This window comes from Cohnella zeiphila, from assembly GCF_014212055.1.
Taxonomy (GTDB): domain Bacteria; phylum Bacillota; class Bacilli; order Paenibacillales; family Paenibacillaceae; genus Cohnella; species Cohnella zeiphila.
On the sequence record NZ_JACJVO010000005.1, the window covers coordinates 25022 to 40523 of the forward strand.

The 15502-nt window shown below is 56.0% G+C and carries 17 protein-coding genes; 15 read left to right on the top strand and 2 right to left on the bottom strand.

Annotation, left to right across the window (positions count from 1 at the left end; translation table 11 throughout):
- The first annotated feature begins 14 nt into the window (after window positions 1-14).
- From H7C18_RS04060 to H7C18_RS04110, 11 genes are all read left to right on the top strand, one after another.
- Window positions 15-1814 carry a hypothetical protein gene (locus tag H7C18_RS04060; protein WP_185127738.1) on the top strand — a complete coding sequence of 600 codons (1800 nt, stop codon included), beginning with the start codon at window positions 15-17 and terminating at the stop codon, window positions 1812-1814.
- Window positions 1815-1825: 11 nt separating this feature from the next.
- On the top strand, window positions 1826-2134 hold the full coding sequence (locus tag H7C18_RS04065; protein ID WP_185127739.1) for a hypothetical protein: 309 nt from the start codon (window positions 1826-1828) through the stop codon (window positions 2132-2134).
- Window positions 2135-2200: 66 nt separating this feature from the next.
- Complete coding sequence (locus tag H7C18_RS04070) at window positions 2201-3760, top strand: pyocin knob domain-containing protein (protein WP_185127740.1); 1560 nt, start codon at window positions 2201-2203, stop codon at window positions 3758-3760.
- A gap of 36 nt (window positions 3761-3796) precedes the next feature.
- Window positions 3797-5323: a pyocin knob domain-containing protein gene (locus H7C18_RS04075; RefSeq protein WP_185127741.1), complete on the top strand. Its 1527-nt coding sequence runs from the start codon at window positions 3797-3799 to the stop codon at window positions 5321-5323.
- A gap of 13 nt (window positions 5324-5336) precedes the next feature.
- Window positions 5337-5654, top strand: a complete 318-nt coding sequence (locus H7C18_RS04080; RefSeq protein ID WP_185127742.1) for a hypothetical protein — start codon at window positions 5337-5339, stop codon at window positions 5652-5654.
- A 53-nt stretch (window positions 5655-5707) separates the two neighbouring features.
- Window positions 5708-5905 (top strand): hypothetical protein, encoded by a 198-nt coding sequence (locus tag H7C18_RS04085; protein ID WP_185127743.1) that lies wholly within the window; start codon window positions 5708-5710, stop codon window positions 5903-5905.
- 67 nt (window positions 5906-5972) lie between these two features.
- Window positions 5973-6227, top strand: coding sequence for a hemolysin XhlA (locus H7C18_RS04090; RefSeq protein WP_185127744.1), 255 nt, complete (start codon window positions 5973-5975; stop codon window positions 6225-6227).
- A gap of 1 nt (window position 6228) precedes the next feature.
- A complete protein-coding gene (locus H7C18_RS04095) occupies window positions 6229-6555 on the top strand; it encodes a hypothetical protein (RefSeq protein WP_185127745.1) in 327 nt (108 codons plus the stop codon).
- 244 nt (window positions 6556-6799) lie between these two features.
- Window positions 6800-8071: a glucosaminidase domain-containing protein gene (locus H7C18_RS35685; protein WP_185127746.1), complete on the top strand. Its 1272-nt coding sequence runs from the start codon at window positions 6800-6802 to the stop codon at window positions 8069-8071.
- Between the two features lie 86 nt (window positions 8072-8157).
- Entirely contained in the window at window positions 8158-9273 is a 1116-nt protein-coding gene (locus tag H7C18_RS04105; protein WP_185127747.1) for an AI-2E family transporter, read from the top strand.
- 109 nt (window positions 9274-9382) lie between these two features.
- On the top strand, window positions 9383-10267 hold the full coding sequence (locus H7C18_RS04110) for a tyrosinase family protein (protein WP_185127748.1): 885 nt from the start codon (window positions 9383-9385) through the stop codon (window positions 10265-10267).
- Here H7C18_RS04110 and H7C18_RS04115 read toward each other — a convergent pair.
- Both H7C18_RS04115 and mscL read right to left on the bottom strand, forming a co-directional pair.
- On the bottom strand, window positions 10210-10872 hold the full coding sequence (locus H7C18_RS04115) for an NUDIX hydrolase (protein WP_185127749.1): 663 nt from the start codon (window positions 10870-10872) through the stop codon (window positions 10210-10212). The genes H7C18_RS04110 and H7C18_RS04115 overlap by 58 nt on opposite strands.
- A 3-nt stretch (window positions 10873-10875) precedes the next feature.
- Window positions 10876-11364, bottom strand: coding sequence for a large conductance mechanosensitive channel protein MscL (mscL, locus tag H7C18_RS04120; protein ID WP_185127750.1), 489 nt, complete (start codon window positions 11362-11364; stop codon window positions 10876-10878).
- 112 nt (window positions 11365-11476) lie between these two features.
- On the opposite strand from mscL, the gene H7C18_RS04125 reads away from it, so the two are divergent.
- The 4 genes from H7C18_RS04125 to H7C18_RS04140 all read left to right on the top strand — a co-directional run bounded on the left by H7C18_RS04125 (window position 11477) and on the right by H7C18_RS04140 (window position 15501).
- The gene (locus H7C18_RS04125) at window positions 11477-13270 is read left to right on the top strand and encodes an ATP-binding protein (protein ID WP_185127751.1); all 1794 of its coding nucleotides are present in this window, start codon (window positions 11477-11479) and stop codon (window positions 13268-13270) included.
- 48 nt (window positions 13271-13318) lie between these two features.
- Window positions 13319-13462, top strand: a complete 144-nt coding sequence (locus tag H7C18_RS04130) for a hypothetical protein (RefSeq protein WP_185127752.1) — start codon at window positions 13319-13321, stop codon at window positions 13460-13462.
- A complete protein-coding gene (locus tag H7C18_RS04135; protein ID WP_185127753.1) occupies window positions 13459-14523 on the top strand; it encodes an FUSC family protein in 1065 nt (354 codons plus the stop codon). The genes H7C18_RS04130 and H7C18_RS04135 overlap by 4 nt, the downstream gene beginning before the upstream one ends.
- Window positions 14524-14655: 132 nt before the next feature.
- Complete coding sequence (locus H7C18_RS04140; RefSeq protein WP_238357459.1) at window positions 14656-15501, top strand: class I fructose-bisphosphate aldolase; 846 nt, start codon at window positions 14656-14658, stop codon at window positions 15499-15501.
- The last annotated feature ends 1 nt before the right edge of the window (window position 15502 follow it).

The following is a 15502-nucleotide window of genomic DNA, read 5'->3' on the forward strand; positions in this document are numbered from 1 at the left end:
AAAGGGGTAATTCCATGTCGCTTTTTACATCAGTGTGGAATTTGCTCAAGAAGAACCCGGCCACCGATGGGAACGACATCTTCAACGTTCAGACCATGCTAAACGACAATTGGGATAGGCTCGACGCAGCGCTGGGGATGAAAGCTGTTAATGCGGACGTTCGGGTTGCCACGGTGGGAAATATCGGCCTATCGGGTCTGCAGACCATTGACGGCGTTACGTTGACCGCTGGCGATCGCGTGCTGGTTAAAGACCAGGCAACGGGCAGAGATAACGGCATTTACATTGCCGACGCCGATGCCTGGTCTCGCGCTCCCGACGCCGACTCCTCTACCAAGCTGTCCGCCGGACTTTTCGTGCATGTCAAGGAAGGCTCCTCCAATGCGGGAACAGGATGGATGCTGGCGACGGCAGGTGCCGTTACGCTGGGTTCGACAACTCTCACATTTGTTCAGAAGACTGGCGCCGGAGCGGCGACGGATGCCGTCATCGGTACTCGGACGATTGATGACTCGGTTGTCGCTTCCTCCGGGGCTGATACGCCGACAAGGCTCTGGAGCAAGTTTGCTTATATGATCAGAGCGATGACGGGTAAGGCCAACTGGTACACTCCTCCAGCAACGACGCTTGAAGCTGCCAACTCGCATATTTTCGCTACAAATGGGGTTCATGGGGCAACATCAACGGCTACGGCGTCCAGACTCGTTCAACGGGACGTTTTCGGCCGGGCGCAATTCGATTCTCCAGCCGCGGCATCGGATGCGGCTACTAAGGGGTATGCGGATGATATGCCGCGCAATATGGCACAACAGGCTATTATTAATGGCAATTTTGATATTTGGCAGCGTGGGAAGAGCTTCGTGAACCTTGGTGGATATTTTGCTGATAGATGGAAGACAAATATAGGTGCAGATGGAGGGGCTTTTCCGAACATTATAATAAGTAGAGAGCGCATACTAGGTGACATACAAGGGGCATCCTATTATGCTCGCATTTCCTCGTCTGGAGCAGGGACGTTGCTTGGGCCGGATTCGGAGTATTCCTTAGACCAAAACATAGAATTTGGCACATGGTACTTATGCGGTACAAACAAGAAAGTAACTCTTTCTTTTTTGGCTAGAAGTGATATTCCTAATAAGCGGATTGGAGCAACCTTATTTCAAAGTTATGGAACAGGTGGAATGCCATCCAATATTGAGGATATTCCGGGGATAAACTGGACACTTTCAACATCTTGGCAAAGGTTCAGTTATACATTTACAACTAAAACATTAATTGGAAAAACTTATGGTTCAAATGAGGATGGTGTCTTACTCGCTCGAATTTATCTTGTCTGGGGAAAGAATAGGCAATCCAGAGTTGGTGCAACAAGCGCCGAAACGTTCCAAGGTGCTGGAACAACCGACATCGCTCAAGTCCAGTTAAACGCAGGTGACACGGCATTACCATTTCAGCCGCGCTCATTTGCAGAAGAATTGACTTTGTGTCAGCGGTATTTTGAAAAAAGCTACGATATTTCCACCACACCGGGGACTATTACCGATGTTGGTCGTATAGGTGGCCGTGTACAAGCTACTGGAAACTTTGCGGTAGAATGTGGTATTCGCTTCAGAGTTGCTAAAAGAATAAGCCCTACTGTCCAAACGTATTCACCGGATAGCGGTAATCCCGGCGTCTGGAGTGTAAACGGAGTGGATGTCGCATCGAATATAGGCTCAGAGTCGGGTCAAACAGGGACTCTATCCTACATGGTAAAAGATTGGGGACAAAATGATCTATATAAACTACATTGGACAGCTGACGCGGAGTATTAGAGGAGGCTGACATGGGCGGATACAAATTATTTATTCGAATTGATGATCATCAGAGAATCATTGATGGGTACGCTGATTGGCAGACCGAAAAGCATGCAGATGATGAGATTCTGGTTTGTGAAGACGGGCCGCGCCAATTTCATCTTTACTGGACAGAGCCCCTTCTCAATGAGCACATGCAATATCGGTACAAATGGATTAATGGCCAACGTATCGAACGGACACAAGAGGAGCTTGAAGCCGAGTGGGCAGTGATCAGTATTCGAAAAAACTGGAAAACATTTAGAATAATCAACAAGATCAAGCGATTAATGACTTAATGCCTTTTATAGGTGACTTGCTCGAAACTCTCACCTTTCCTGGATGCAAAGAAAGGGGTAATTCTCATGACTCTTTTTACAGCAGTATGGAATCTTCTCAAAAAGAATCCGGCCACGGATGCAAACGACACCTTTAACATCCAGACCATGTTGAATGATAACTGGGATAAGCTCGATTCAGCGTTGGGTCTGAAAGCTATCAATGCGGACGTTCGGGCCGCCACGATAGGGAATATCGGTCTCTCGGGTTTGCAAACGATCGACGGGGTTACGCTAAGGGCTGGGGATCGTGTGCTGGTTAAGGATCAAACAACGGGGAGTGATAACGGCATTTACATCGCCACTACAGACACCTGGTCCCGCGCTCCCGATGCCGACACCTCTGCCAAGTTGGCCGCCGGCCTTTTCGCTCATGTCAAGGAAGGCAACACCTATGTGGGAACCGGGTGGATACTTGCAACGACAGGTACAGGTACCGTTACGCTCGGTTCGACATCTCTCACTTTTGTTCAGAAGACCGGTGCCGGTGCTGCCACGGATGCTGTAATCGGTTCTCGGACGATCGATGACTCGATTGTTGCCGATTCCGGAGCCGACACGCCGACAAGGCTTTGGAGTAAACTAGCCAACATGATCAAGGCGATCACCGGGAAAAGCAACTGGTATACGGCTCCGGTGACATCAATTGAATCTTTGAACGCTGGAAAGCTAAACGCCTCGGCCTATACGGCCGCTGACGTTCTCGCTAAAATCAAGACTGTGGATGGTGACGGTAGCGGATTGGACGCCGATATGGTGGACGGAATCCACGTCGTAGATCTTGCAAGAAAGGCGATCTATGTTCCGCCGAATACAGACTTAAACTCCTTGACCGCTGAAGGCGAATACTACAACCCGCTAAATGTTGATGCATCAACAATGCCAAATGTTCCACTCCCGGTTTCTTTTAACCTGAAGGTCAGTAGAAGCTCAGGGTGCAATCAGACATTTATCTCCTATAATCCGGATGCTTTGCGAATTTTCTCGCGGAGCTATTACAACGGAGGGTGGGGGGCATGGCGAGAGCTTTGGACTTCTGGGAATCTCTTAAACCCTGCAAAGCTTGATTCAGAAAACGTGTTTACAGGAAATCAAACCTTTAATGGTAATGTCTATGTTAATAATCATGGCTTTGGGGGTTCACCCTTTATTGCACTTGCTATTGGCGATAGCGATACTGGCTTACACTCAACATCTGATGGTTCTTTGCAAATTTATACGAATTCTTCTCCAAGAGCAACAATTGATGGCCAAACTTTTAATATTATAACAACTAATTTACAGCATAATGGAAATGCTGTTTTTGACACTGGAAACAGTCCGGCCAGCTTTGGAACCAATGGCTATCAAAAACTTGCGAGCGGGATGATCATGCAATGGGGCAGCGTGACTGCATATCAGAACTCAGCACCAACGGATGTGAGTTTCCCCATCCCATTTCCAACGGCTTGCCTATCGGTGCAGGCATCGGTTGAGAGTAATAGTCCTAAACCTTTAGGTGTTGGAAATTATTCAACAACTGGTTGTCGGGTATTTCAATCTGATACCGTAGCAAGACCGGTCCACTGGTTCGCAATTGGGTATTGAGGTACCTTTTTTGGATGCATAGGGAGGAGTAATCTTATGCCGCTTTTTACAACGGTATGGAATTTGCTTAAAAAGAATCCGGCTACTGATGGCAACGATATCTTTAACATTCAGACCATGCTGAACGACAACTGGGATAAACTTGACGCAGTTTTGGGGATGAAAGCTGTCAATGCGGATGTTCGAGTCGCCACGGCAGGAAATATCGACCTATCTGGTTTGCAGACGATCGATGGCGTTACATTGACCGCTGGCGATCGCGTGCTGGTTAAAGACCAAGCAACGGACAGCGATAACGGCATTTATATTGCAACCGCCGATGCTTGGGCACGCTCTCCTGACGCCGACACCACTGCCAAGTTGGCCGCCGGCCTTTTCGTTCATGTCAAGGAAGGCAACGCCAATGTGGGAACTGGGTGGATACTCGCAACGACAGGTACCATAACGCTTGGTTCAACATCTCTCATATTTGTTCAGAAGACTGGTGCTGGAGCGGCGACAGATGCTGTAGTCGGTTCTCGAACGATTGATGATTCTATAATTGCCTCTTCAGGAGCAGACACGCCGACACGACTCTGGAGCAAGCTTGGGAACATGATCAAGGCGATCACCGGAAAGGCCAATTGGTGGACGCCGCCGGCGACATCAATCGAGGCTCTGAACACGAATAAGCTAAATGCTACGGCCTACACAGCCGCCGACGTGCTAGCGAAGATCAAGACGGTAGATGGGGCTGGTAGCGGACTGGACGCTGATACCATAGACGGACTACATTTGACTGATTTAACCGTCAGCAAATCATTACTTAGCGGAATTGATCTGAATACGGTCACCGCAACAGGAATATATCGACTGGGCGATAATCTCGTCAATGGTCCAAGTGGGGTGGACTATGGTCAGTTGCTAGTTCTCCATGGCGGAGGGGATACCATAGCTCAAATGGCATTTTCATTTGGCGGCATAGATGTTTATAGCAGAGCTGGAAACCCGGCCCAAGTTGGAGGGAATGGTGGATGGGGGTCGTGGAATAGGATTTGGAATTCTGCAAGACTCCCAAACCCCGCAAGAACGGATGCCACCAACACCTTTACTGATTTTCAGCGCATACAGCGCTCGCTGAGTGGATCAAATCAGTTATTCGCAGAGTGGAACGCCCCAGACAAGATAACTTACCAATGGATAATTGAGACAAGCGGAAACTTATCGTTGTGGAATTCGACTAATAGTGTTGTTGCCGCAAGGTTTGCCCCGAATGGTGGTAATGCCTGGACTTCGGGCAATAACCCAGCGAATTTTGACTATAACGGCTATCAAAAGCTTGCTAGCGGGCTCATTATCCAATATGGATCTGCTACCGTGGGGTCTAATACAGTCAGAATAAGCAATCCATTTCCAATTACTTTTCCAAATGGCGTACGCTCGATGGTGGTGACAATGGGCACGACCGTTAATTCTGATACTGCAGTGGTGAGTAATTTAACCAATTCGTCATATGAAGTAACATTTGGTACTTTGAGCGGGACAACGACCCGAACGCTCCGATGGATGGCAATGGGATTTTAAGGAGGGGTAGACGATGCAATATTATTTAGCTTTTACTGATGACGGCAATATCGCAGGTTTCTACGTGGACGAGATCCACGGTGACAACATTCCAGCTGGCGCAGTCCCCATCACCGATGAGCAATGGCGAAACTACAACTCCGACGCTTGCCTGTACATGCGGGACGAGAGCGGAAGGGAGCCATGCCGACTCAAAACGCAGCAGGAATTGGACGACGAGGCGGCCACCATGCCGCCGCCGCCGAAGACGCTGGAGCAGCTCCAGTTGGAACAACAGCAACAAGCGCTTGACGACTTGACGTTAGCCTTCGCTGACTTACTCGCAAAATAAGGAGTTCCCATTAGGGGCCGCTTTTCATTTTTGTCAGAACGGAGGTGATTTTCTTGGCTATGGAAGTTTACAACGTACGCATTATCGCTCGCGCCGTCGTGATGCGGTACAATGCCGGAGAGACAAACGTTGGCGCCGTTCTGGACTCCTACTCTTTGTCGGAGGAGGATCGGACGCTCGTACTTGCGCAGATCGCAGCGACCAATCTTGGAAATCCCGACGGGAACATAGTGTCGGAGTCGCCGGTATAATAAAGTTTTGGGGAATTTGAGGTGGGACCATGAGTTCGGCATACTTATGTTGATGGAGGTGGGGCGAATGCCCGAAGAAACCAACGAAATCCTCCAACGCCTGACCAGGGTCGAGACGAAGCTGGACCTGATGAACAGCGCGAGGGAGATTGCGCAGGAGGGGCTGTTGTCGGCTAAGGAGGCGCATCATCGGCTGGACGAGCTGAGGGAGGAGCTTGTCGGGTACAAGCAGACGACGAAATGGCTGGTCGGGACGACGATCAGCCTGGCGGGGGTTACGCTCTCGGCGTTGGGCTTAATGATTAAGGCGGTGAACGGTTAAGATGGATAACAATTCGCAGCTTTTTACCTGGCAGGCTCTCTCCGCGATGGGGGGAGCTTCTTTGTTGACTTTTTTCGTGGTGCAGTACACGAAGAGTCTGATGGACCGCTGGCTGCCGAAGCTGCCGACCGACGTGTTCGCGGTGCTGGTGGCGTTCGCGGTGCTCGCGATGGCGCAGCTTGCAACCGGGGCGAATCCGGAGGATTGGCGGGTGTACGGGCTGGCTATCGCGAACGGCTTTTTGGTGGCGGCGGCCGCGGGGCAAATTCAGAGCAAGGCGGTCTCGCCGCCCGGAGCGGAAAAGGAAAATCAAGGCGAGTCGAATTAGGCGTGAAGTAGCTGCAGGAAGTCTTAGGAATCGGCAAGTGAATTGCCGAGCAGGCTCTTTGAAGGCCGGGCAAGGGCTGCTTGGATTCGTCCCGCCGGCCCGATTCAATAACCTCCACCCGCCCACCCGCCGTGCCCTTCAAGCTTTCTCCTGAATAGCCTATCCAAGGACAACCTGCGAATCGATCAAATCCGAATTCCCGGGTCGTTCGCAGCATATTTTGCTAAGTGAGGGAGGAAGTCGGATGGCGGTTACCCGAGCGGAGGCGGACGCCTTCATTGCTCGAATCCTCCCGGCCGCCCTGACCGGCCAGCAGCAGGCGGGGGTGCCGGCTTCGCTGACGATCGCGCAGGCGGCGCTGGAGTCGGCGTGGGGCGGCAGCGGCTTGACGTTGAAGGCCAACAATCTGTTCGGCATGAAAGGGACGGGACCGGCGGGAAGCGTGACGATGGCGACGACGGAGTACGTGAACGGCCGGGCGGTTCAGACGACGGCGGCGTTCCGGGCGTATCACGACTGGACCGAGTCTGTGGACGACCACGCCAAGCTGTTTCTACCGAACGGCCGATATGTGCAGGCGCTTCGGACGGACGGCCGATCGGCGGCGCGGGCCGTCGAGGCGGCCGGTTATGCGACCGATCCGCAATATGCCGACAAGCTGATCGCCTTGATGGACTCTTATTCTTTATATCAGTACGACACGGTCAAACCGGCGGAAGGAGGAGGGACGAACGTGAACGCACCGGCAAACGGCGGACCGGGATCGACCGGAGCGGCGACGGCCCAAGGCATCGACTGCTCGACGCCGCTCACGGCGGCGACGGCCGTGAGCATCGCCGCGGCGAACTACCGGTTCGCGGCGCGGTATCTCGTTCCGCAGCAGTACGCCTGGAAGCGGCTGACGAAAGCCGAGGCCGATGCGATCTCGAACGCGGGGCTCAAGATCCTATCCGTGTTCGAGACGACGACGAACCGCTCGGCGGGAGGATCTTCCGCGGGACGAAGCGACGGAGCGGCAGCCTATGCGGAAGCGCAGGCGGTCGGGCAGCCGGCGGGCAGCGCGATTTATTTCGCGGTCGATTACGACGCGCGGGCGCAGGATTACGACGCGATCGAAGCGTACTTAAAAGCGGCGGCCGCGCAAATTCCCGGCTACGAAGCCGGGGTATACGGCTCCTATGCCGTGGTGGAAGAGATGGCGAAGCGCGCGGCCTGCAAGCATTTCTGGCAGACCTATGCCTGGAGCGGCGGGAAGCAAAGCGCCCGGGCGAATGTCTATCAATACCAGAACAACGTGCAGGTCGCTTCGGTCGCCGTGGATTTGAACCGGTCCTACGGAGGCGAAGGCTGGTGGGACCTGAAGGGAGGAGAGAGCGAGATGAGCAAGGAAGACGCGGAGAAGATCATTCGGTTTCTGTCGGCGGCCTGGTACGCGGCGCCGGATCAGGCGTCCAAGGACGAGTTCAACCGGCTGGCGAACGAGATTCGCAAAGCGGCCGGAATTCCGACGCTGTAACGCTTTGAAACTTGCAAAATATTTTCATCTGAAGACTCATTGGAAGTTTGCGGAGGGCCTGCGGCGGTTATAGGTATTAATAGTAGATGCGCTTCGGAAAGTCGGTGATTCCTATCCCTCAAGGTAAATATTTTCGCATCGGTTACGGCATTATCGTGGTGCTGCTGATCTTCTTCCTCGCGTCGAAGGTCGATTTTTTGTTTCGTCCCTTCACCACGGCGTTGAAAGCATTGGCGCTGCCGATCCTGCTGTCCGCCATCTTCTATTATTTGCTTCGCCCGCCCGTCCGCTACCTGGAGAAGCAGCTCAAAAGCCGTACGTTCGCGATCGTGTTCGTTTTCCTGGTGCTGGCCGGCGTTCTCGCTCTTGCCGGGGTGCTGATCGCCCCGCTCGTCCGCGACCAATTCGAAAGCTTGACGAACAACTTGCCGGAGCTCATCAAGCTCGGGGAACAGCAGGTGCAGCTGCTCCAGCAGAACGAATGGGCGGCGCGTTATTTGAAGGAGCATCAGATCGACCTGTCCGCCAAAATTCCCGAGATGATCAACCGGATCGTCTCGAGTACGGGCAACGCCGTCAACGGCGTGATCGGCTTCGTCTCCAACGTGGTGCTGCTGCTGTCGACGGTTCCTTTTATCGTCTACTACATGCTGAAGGGAGAAGACCGGTTCCCCGGGCTCGTGCTCCGGCTCGTCCCCGACAAGCATCACGAAGAAGCCCGCGAGATCATGGAAGAGATGGACTCCACGTTAAGCGCCTATTTGCAGGGGAAAATATTGGTGAGTCTCTGCTTCGGCGTGCTGACGGTGATCGGATATTCGATTATCGGGCTGCAGTATTCGCTGCTGCTCGCGCTGGCGCTCACGCTCATGAACTTCATCCCGTACGTCGGCATTCTGATCGGGATGGTGCCGAGCGTGATCGTCGCGTTCATCGACTCGCCGTGGAAAGTCGTGGAGACGATCATCGTCGTCGTCATCGTCCAGCAGATCGAGGACAAGGTACTGTCGCCGCAGATCATGGGCAAGCGGCTGGCCATCCATCCGCTGACGATCATCCTCGTCCTGCTGGCGATGGGCAGCCTGGTCGGGCTGCTCGGCATGCTCGTCGCGGTGCCCAGCTACGCGCTGCTCAAAGTCATTGTCACGCACGTATATCGGCTGCACCGGCTGCGGAGAAGAGATGCGGTCGAGCGAACGTAGGCGGGCGGGCACCCCGGCTCCTGTCCCGGCATATTCTATCAGCAAATGACGCACGCCCGGCTTCCCGGAAGCGGGAAGGGAGGGCAAGCGAACAGGAGCGTGCTGCTCAATGCCGACGATACCGGGATTCCCGCAGAATTGGCTGGAGGAACATAAACGATGGCATCATGCCCGCCATTCTATGGACTTGAACCGACTCCCGACCGGGTACGGCCAGGATTTCCTGACGTTCCACCGCGCGTATATCCGGAAAGCGCTGGAATGGTACGCGAGCACCGGCCAAGACATGCGGCTGGTCGCTCCCTGGAACTCGGTGCCGGAGCCGATCCGCCAAGCCGCCTGCTATGACCGGCAGGCCGAATGGCGCATTCTGAACCGGCCCGACACCTTTGCGAATTCCGATGAGCTCGGCCGGTTTATCGAAGCGTCGGGCCTTCATGGCTGTATGCACCAAGAGGCTGCCGCTTTGTACGGGGAACCGGACCTGCTCGACTTCGACATCTCACCGAGAAGTACCGTCTTCTATCACATTCACGGGATGGTCGACCGCTGGTGGCAGAACTGGGAAGGCCTTGGCCGCTTTCGGGAAGGGATGCCCTACTGGAGCGGGCGATTCTACCGTGAGGACGGGGAAGTGCTGCATTACCGGAAGCAGGACCGCACCTGGTGGCTGGCCTCGCCCGAAACGCCGATCGACGATCTGGCGACGGGAATCGTCCAGGACGGCGTGAGACTGGAATGGGGAGCGGTCGGAGATAGCACCGCGTTCGGATCGGTGGAAGACGGCCGTCCGTTCCGGGTGTGGGACTCGGACGGGGACGGCCGTCTGGAGATTGTGTTCCGCCATCCGAAGGACGGAACGTGGTGGGAAGGCTCCGTTCATAGCGGCCGCCTGTCCTGGATTCCGATCCGGCTGGAACGGACCGGGCTGCCGTCTCAGCGGGCCGATTCGCTGACGGCCAGATCGCGCAGGAAGCGGAAAATCCCGACGTAATACGAGCGGTCGCGGGGAACGAAATCTTCCGCCGCAGCTTGCGCCGCGTCGGGGACGAGTCGGCCTTCTTCTCCGGCCAGCCGGTAGCCGCGGGCTTCCACCGAAGCCCGCTCGCCTCGCATCAACGCGATCAGCTCCTCGGCATCTGCTTCGTAGATGCCCGCTACCTCCTCGGCCTGAAGCCGGAACGAAGAGAGCGGCTTAGCCGTCAAGCAGCCGAACACGTGGCTCAGCTCGCGATCGATGAAGGGGATCGAGCGAACTTCCCCCGTCATCTCCTCCCGCACCGTTCCGTAAGGGACAAGCTGTTCGAACGGGACGCTCCAGCCGATCTCTTCTTCCATCTCGCGCGCGGCGTCGCGCACCGTCTCGCCGGCCGACAAGTGGCCCGCGACGGTAATGTCGAACCGGCCGGGATTCGTGTCTTTCCCCGCGCTCCGGCGCTGGAACAGAACGTACGCCCGTCCGTCCTCTCCGCGCCGGACCAGCCAGCAATGGAACGTATGATGCCACAATCCTCGGCCGTGCGCTTCCCGGCGAGTCGCTTGTCCGATCGGACGGCCTTCCTCGTCGTAGACGTCGAACATCTCTTCCGCAGAGGCCATCCGTTATTCCTGTCCCGCCGCGGCTTTCAGGTCCGACGTGCAATGGCCGCACCGGACGGCGGCCAGCGGAATGACCGACAGGCAGTAAGGGCACTCCTTCGTCGTCGGCTCGACGGCCTTCTCCTCTTCCTTCTTCTTGCGCGTCAGCGAATTGATCCCCTTCACGAGCAGGAACACGCAAAATGCGACGATCAGGAAATTCAGGATGATGTTGATGAATTGCCCGTAGGCGATAACCGGTATTCCGGCGTCTTTAAAAGCAGCCAGCGAATGATCGCCTTTGTAGCTGTCAGGAATCGGCCCGATGCGCCAAAACAGATCCTTGAAATCCGCCCCGCCCAAGAGCCGGCCGATCGGCGGCATGACGATGTCGTTCACGAGCGAGGTGACGATCTGCCCGAACGCGCCGCCGATAATGACGCCGACCGCCAGGTCGATGACGTTGCCTCTCATGGCGAAAGTCTTGAATTCTTTCATCCAGGAACGCAGCATTGTGCATTCTCCTCCCATTTTGCATAGCGATTGGAAAAGGAATTTGCCGGAAACCGTCGAAATACATTACAACATGCGCCAAAAATTAGCACATATTGCGAGGGTGTAAATGATGAACGGTACCGGAGGCATCTGGCCCGCCTTTTTCCTGCTGCTGGCACTGTCGATCAGTATACTCGCATCTTATACCATGTTCAATTTTCTTGGCAACCTCAGGCGCAGCAGCAACCATACGTTCCGGAGCTTCTGGCTCGCGGGAGGAGCCTTCGTTTTCTCGATCGGATTGTGGACGAAGCAGTTCGTGGCCGTATTGGCGTTGGACATGCCGCTTTTTTTTACGTGGAGCATGCCCGCCTCGGTCGTACTGATGGCGTTCTTCTCGCTGATGGCGTTCATCATGCTGACGATTCAAAACACGTTTCGGTATCGGGTGGCGATCGGCAGCGTCATTCTTTCCTTCGGAATCGGGTTTATGAACTATTTCAGCATGCTGGGCCAGCCGATCGAGAGAATCGGATTCCGCCCACTGCTGCTCGTCGCTTCCTTGCTTGCGCTCATCATCGGCACGTTCTCCGCGTTCAAGCTCTCGGAAGCGGAGGGAGAGCGGAACAAGTGGCTGGCCGCGCTGACGCTCGGCTCGGCGGAGGTGCTCGTTCAGATCATCGGCTCGAAGGCGCTGCAAATCGATTATTCCGCTTATTATACATGGGACAAGCTGGAAGAGAACAGCTATATGCTGGTTACGATTATCGGGGTCGGCGGACTGCTGCTGCTGGCTTCGACCTGGGCCACCTGGTACCTCGATAAAAGAATGAACCAGATGGACGAGCGCTACCGGCTCGTCATCGAGAATTCGCTGGACACGATCGCCATCTTCAAGCGGGAGCGGTGGGCGTTCGTCAACGCGGCCGGTCTGCGGATGTTCGAAGCTTCCCACCCTGACGAGCTGATCGGCCAGCCGATTTATTCTTTTCTGAAAGAGGAAGACGCCGAGAAATTTCGGGAACGGTTGCACAACCTGATTTTTACCGGCGCGTACGGACCATTGGAGCAGCAATGGCACACGCTGAAGGGTAATGTGCTGGATACCGAGATTATGGAGACGATGACTACTTTGGAGAACGAGCCTGCCGTCCAGGTGATCATCCGGGACATCTCCGAACGGAAGAAGAACGAGGAGCTGCTCATCAATTCCGAGAAGCTTTACGTCGCGGGGCAGCTTGCGGCGGGGATCGCACACGAGATCCGCAACCCGCTCACCTCCCTCAAAGGGTTCCTCCAGCTGATCGAATCGGGCCGGAAGGAAGCGACTTATTACAGCATCATGAACTCCGAGCTCGACCGGATCGGAGATATCGTCAGCGAGCTGCTGATGCTGTCCAAGCCCCAGGTGTACGATCTTTCGTATCACGACGTCCGTCAGGTTATGAAGGACTCGGTTACGCTGCTCGAAGCGCAGGCGATTCTGCAGAACATTACGATCGAGGCCGATTTCGGCCGCGACATCCTCTGGGTATACGGGGTTGAAAATCAGATCAAGCAAGTGTTCATCAACGTGATCAAGAACGCGATGGAGGCGATGACCGACGGCGGAGCGATCCGGGTGAGGCTGGGACGCGAGAACGACTCCGTCCGGGTCCGGATCTCCGACGAGGGGCCGGGCATCGCGAAGGACCAACTGGCCAAGATGGGCCAGCCTTTCTATACGACGAAGGAGAAAGGAACCGGCCTCGGCCTGATGGTCAGCTACAAGATCGTGGACAATCACGAGGGGAAGATCGACGTCAGCAGCCAGCTCGGCCAAGGGACGACGTTCGAGATCCGGTTCCCGTTCCGATATCCCGACGTTCCCAAGGATGCCGAGCGGAAGGAGCGGGAAGCAAGCGGCGCTTCGGTCGTGATATAATCAAGGGAAGATCAGCAGGCGTTGCTTGAAGCAAGGAGGACGACGGAAGTGGCCGAGCCGCTTGAGCGGTTGGATAGCGAACGTGGAATAACCCGGTCGGAGGACCGGATGGATATGGAAAAGAGCAGGATGGACCGGGATCGCACCGGAGCGGCGGTCGGATCCGCCGAGAGGAGCGGGACTTCGGCATGATCATCGGCGCCCGCGTATTCAAGACCGGCCTGGCGGTGGCGGTCGCCCTCTGGGTCGGGGAATGGCTCGGCATCGATTCCCCGCTGCTCGCGGCGATTACGGCGATCTTCACCGTTCAGCCGTCGATTCACCGGAGCTGGAGGCAGGTGCTCGATCAGCTGCAGAGCAACGTGCTGGGCGCGGCGGTCGCGCTGCTCGCGTTCTGGCTGCTCGGCAGTACGCCGATCTCGGTCGGGCTGGTGTGCATTCTCGTCATCCTGCTTTGTTTGAAGCTGAAGATCGAAGATACGATCGGCCTGACGCTCGTCACCGTCGTCGTCATTATGGAAGCCCGCAGCCAAGGGTGGCCGGCGGCGCTCGACCGGTTGATCGGCCTGCTCGTCGGATTCGCGTCGGCGTTCGCCGTCAATCTGGCGATCGCCCCGCCGAAGCACCGCGGGCGGTTCGTCCGGCTCGTGCAGGAAGCGCAGTCGCTGCTGTCGCGGCTGCTGCGGACGTCGGTGTCCAACGAGCTGAAGGAGAATGTTTTCCATCAGGAGCGGGATCAACTGCAAACGCTGCTCAAGAAGCTCGACGAGCAGTACCGCATGTTCGCGGAGGAGCGGGTCTGGTTCCCGCGTTCCCGCACCAGGCAAACGCGACTGCTCGTCGTCTACAAGGAAATGCTGCAGGCGCTGCAGCGGGGAGAGAACCTCGTCGAGGCGGTGGACGAGCAGTACTGGGCCGTGTCGAGCGAAGCCGACTGGAACCGGGACGCTGACCGCCATCTTGAAGCGCTGAGCGGCTATCACGAGCAGCTGCTGTGGAAATGGGAAGGCAAGATGAAGGCCGGCGCCGCGGCGGCCGCCCCTCCGATCGAGGAAGGCGTACGGCTGACGGAGCGGATCATCGCTTCGTCCGAGTCGAACGCGGTAAAGAGAGCCCGTCTGCTCGTCATCACTTCCGCCATGTTCGCCTACGAGGACCGTCTGCGCCGCCTGGACCGGCTCATGGAACATTGGCTGGAGCGGGAGACGGGCGGCGTTCCCGAAGAAGAGAAAAGCTCGCCGGCTCAGCCTTAAGAATCACGAAGAAGAAGCCATCCTGTTCAGGTGGCTTTTTCTTTTGGAAATCTACCGTTGAAATGTTCATTATAAATATGATAATGTTAAAAACGAACATAATTATGTTATACATAAAAGGAGTGCGAACGCATGGGAGCTGCGAGGGCCCGGTTGAACCGGATGTTCAGCGCGCAGGGCAAATGTTTCGACGTTGCGATCGACCACGGATTTTTTAACGAATTTTCGTTTTTGTCCGGGATTGAGAATATGAAGAAAGCGATCGAGACGGTCGTCGCGGCCGGTCCGGACTGCGTCCAGCTCAGCTCGGGCCAGGCCCGCCTGCTGCAGGAAATCCCCGGCAAGAACAAGCCGGGGCTGGTGCTGCGCACGGATGCGGCCAACATCTACGGGGATGCGCTGCCGTCCGTTCTGTTCAGCGAGCTGATCGAGCGCGCCGCCGAACAGGCGGTTCGCCTGGACGCGGTCGCCGTCTGCGTCAACCTGCTGCTGCTGCCCGGCCAGCCGGAGCTGCACCGCCAGTGCGTGCGGAACATCATGAGCCTGAAGCCGGAATGCGAGCGCTACGGCATGACGCTCATGGTCGAGCCGCTGGTCATGCTGCCGAACGAGCGGAAGGGCGGCTACATGACGGACGGGGATCTGCGCAAAATCATGGCGCTCGTCCGGCAGGGCGTGGAGCTCGGGGCGGACGTGATCAAGGCGGACCCGACGGACGACGTCGGCGAGTATCATCGCGTGATCGAAGCCGCTTCCGGCATTCCCGTGCTCGTGCGGGGCGGAGGCCGGGCTTCGGACGAGGAGATCGTGAACCGGACGGTTGAACTGATGAAGCAGGGCGCTTCCGGCATCGTGTACGGCCGCAACGTGATCCAGCATTCCGATCCCGGGGCGATGACGTCCGCCTTGATGGCGATCGTTCACGAAGAGGCGACGGCGGAGCAGGCACTGGCCATTCTGAAGGGGGAGCGGGCGTAAA

Bases quoted from the DNA above. Each gene is read 5' to 3' on its own strand.
- H7C18_RS04105 (WP_185127747.1), top strand. From the start codon at position 8,158: ATGCGCTTCGGAAAGTCGGTGATTCCTATCCCTCAAGGTAAATATTTT.
- H7C18_RS04135 (WP_185127753.1), top strand. From the start codon at position 13,459: ATGATCATCGGCGCCCGCGTATTCAAGACCGGCCTGGCGGTGGCGGTC.
- H7C18_RS04125 (WP_185127751.1), top strand. From the start codon at position 11,477: ATGAACGGTACCGGAGGCATCTGGCCCGCCTTTTTCCTGCTGCTGGCA.
- H7C18_RS04065 (WP_185127739.1), top strand. From the start codon at position 1,826: ATGGGCGGATACAAATTATTTATTCGAATTGATGATCATCAGAGAATC.
- H7C18_RS04070 (WP_185127740.1), top strand. From the start codon at position 2,201: ATGACTCTTTTTACAGCAGTATGGAATCTTCTCAAAAAGAATCCGGCC.
- H7C18_RS04090 (WP_185127744.1), top strand. From the start codon at position 5,973: ATGCCCGAAGAAACCAACGAAATCCTCCAACGCCTGACCAGGGTCGAG.
- H7C18_RS35685 (WP_185127746.1), top strand. From the start codon at position 6,800: ATGGCGGTTACCCGAGCGGAGGCGGACGCCTTCATTGCTCGAATCCTC.
- H7C18_RS04060 (WP_185127738.1), top strand. From the start codon at position 15: ATGTCGCTTTTTACATCAGTGTGGAATTTGCTCAAGAAGAACCCGGCC.
- H7C18_RS04095 (WP_185127745.1), top strand. From the start codon at position 6,229: ATGGATAACAATTCGCAGCTTTTTACCTGGCAGGCTCTCTCCGCGATG.
- H7C18_RS04140 (WP_238357459.1), top strand. From the start codon at position 14,656: ATGGGAGCTGCGAGGGCCCGGTTGAACCGGATGTTCAGCGCGCAGGGC.
- mscL (WP_185127750.1), bottom strand. From the start codon at position 11,364: ATGCTGCGTTCCTGGATGAAAGAATTCAAGACTTTCGCCATGAGAGGC.
- H7C18_RS04080 (WP_185127742.1), top strand. From the start codon at position 5,337: ATGCAATATTATTTAGCTTTTACTGATGACGGCAATATCGCAGGTTTC.
- H7C18_RS04110 (WP_185127748.1), top strand. From the start codon at position 9,383: ATGCCGACGATACCGGGATTCCCGCAGAATTGGCTGGAGGAACATAAA.
- H7C18_RS04115 (WP_185127749.1), bottom strand. From the start codon at position 10,872: ATGGCCTCTGCGGAAGAGATGTTCGACGTCTACGACGAGGAAGGCCGT.
- H7C18_RS04075 (WP_185127741.1), top strand. From the start codon at position 3,797: ATGCCGCTTTTTACAACGGTATGGAATTTGCTTAAAAAGAATCCGGCT.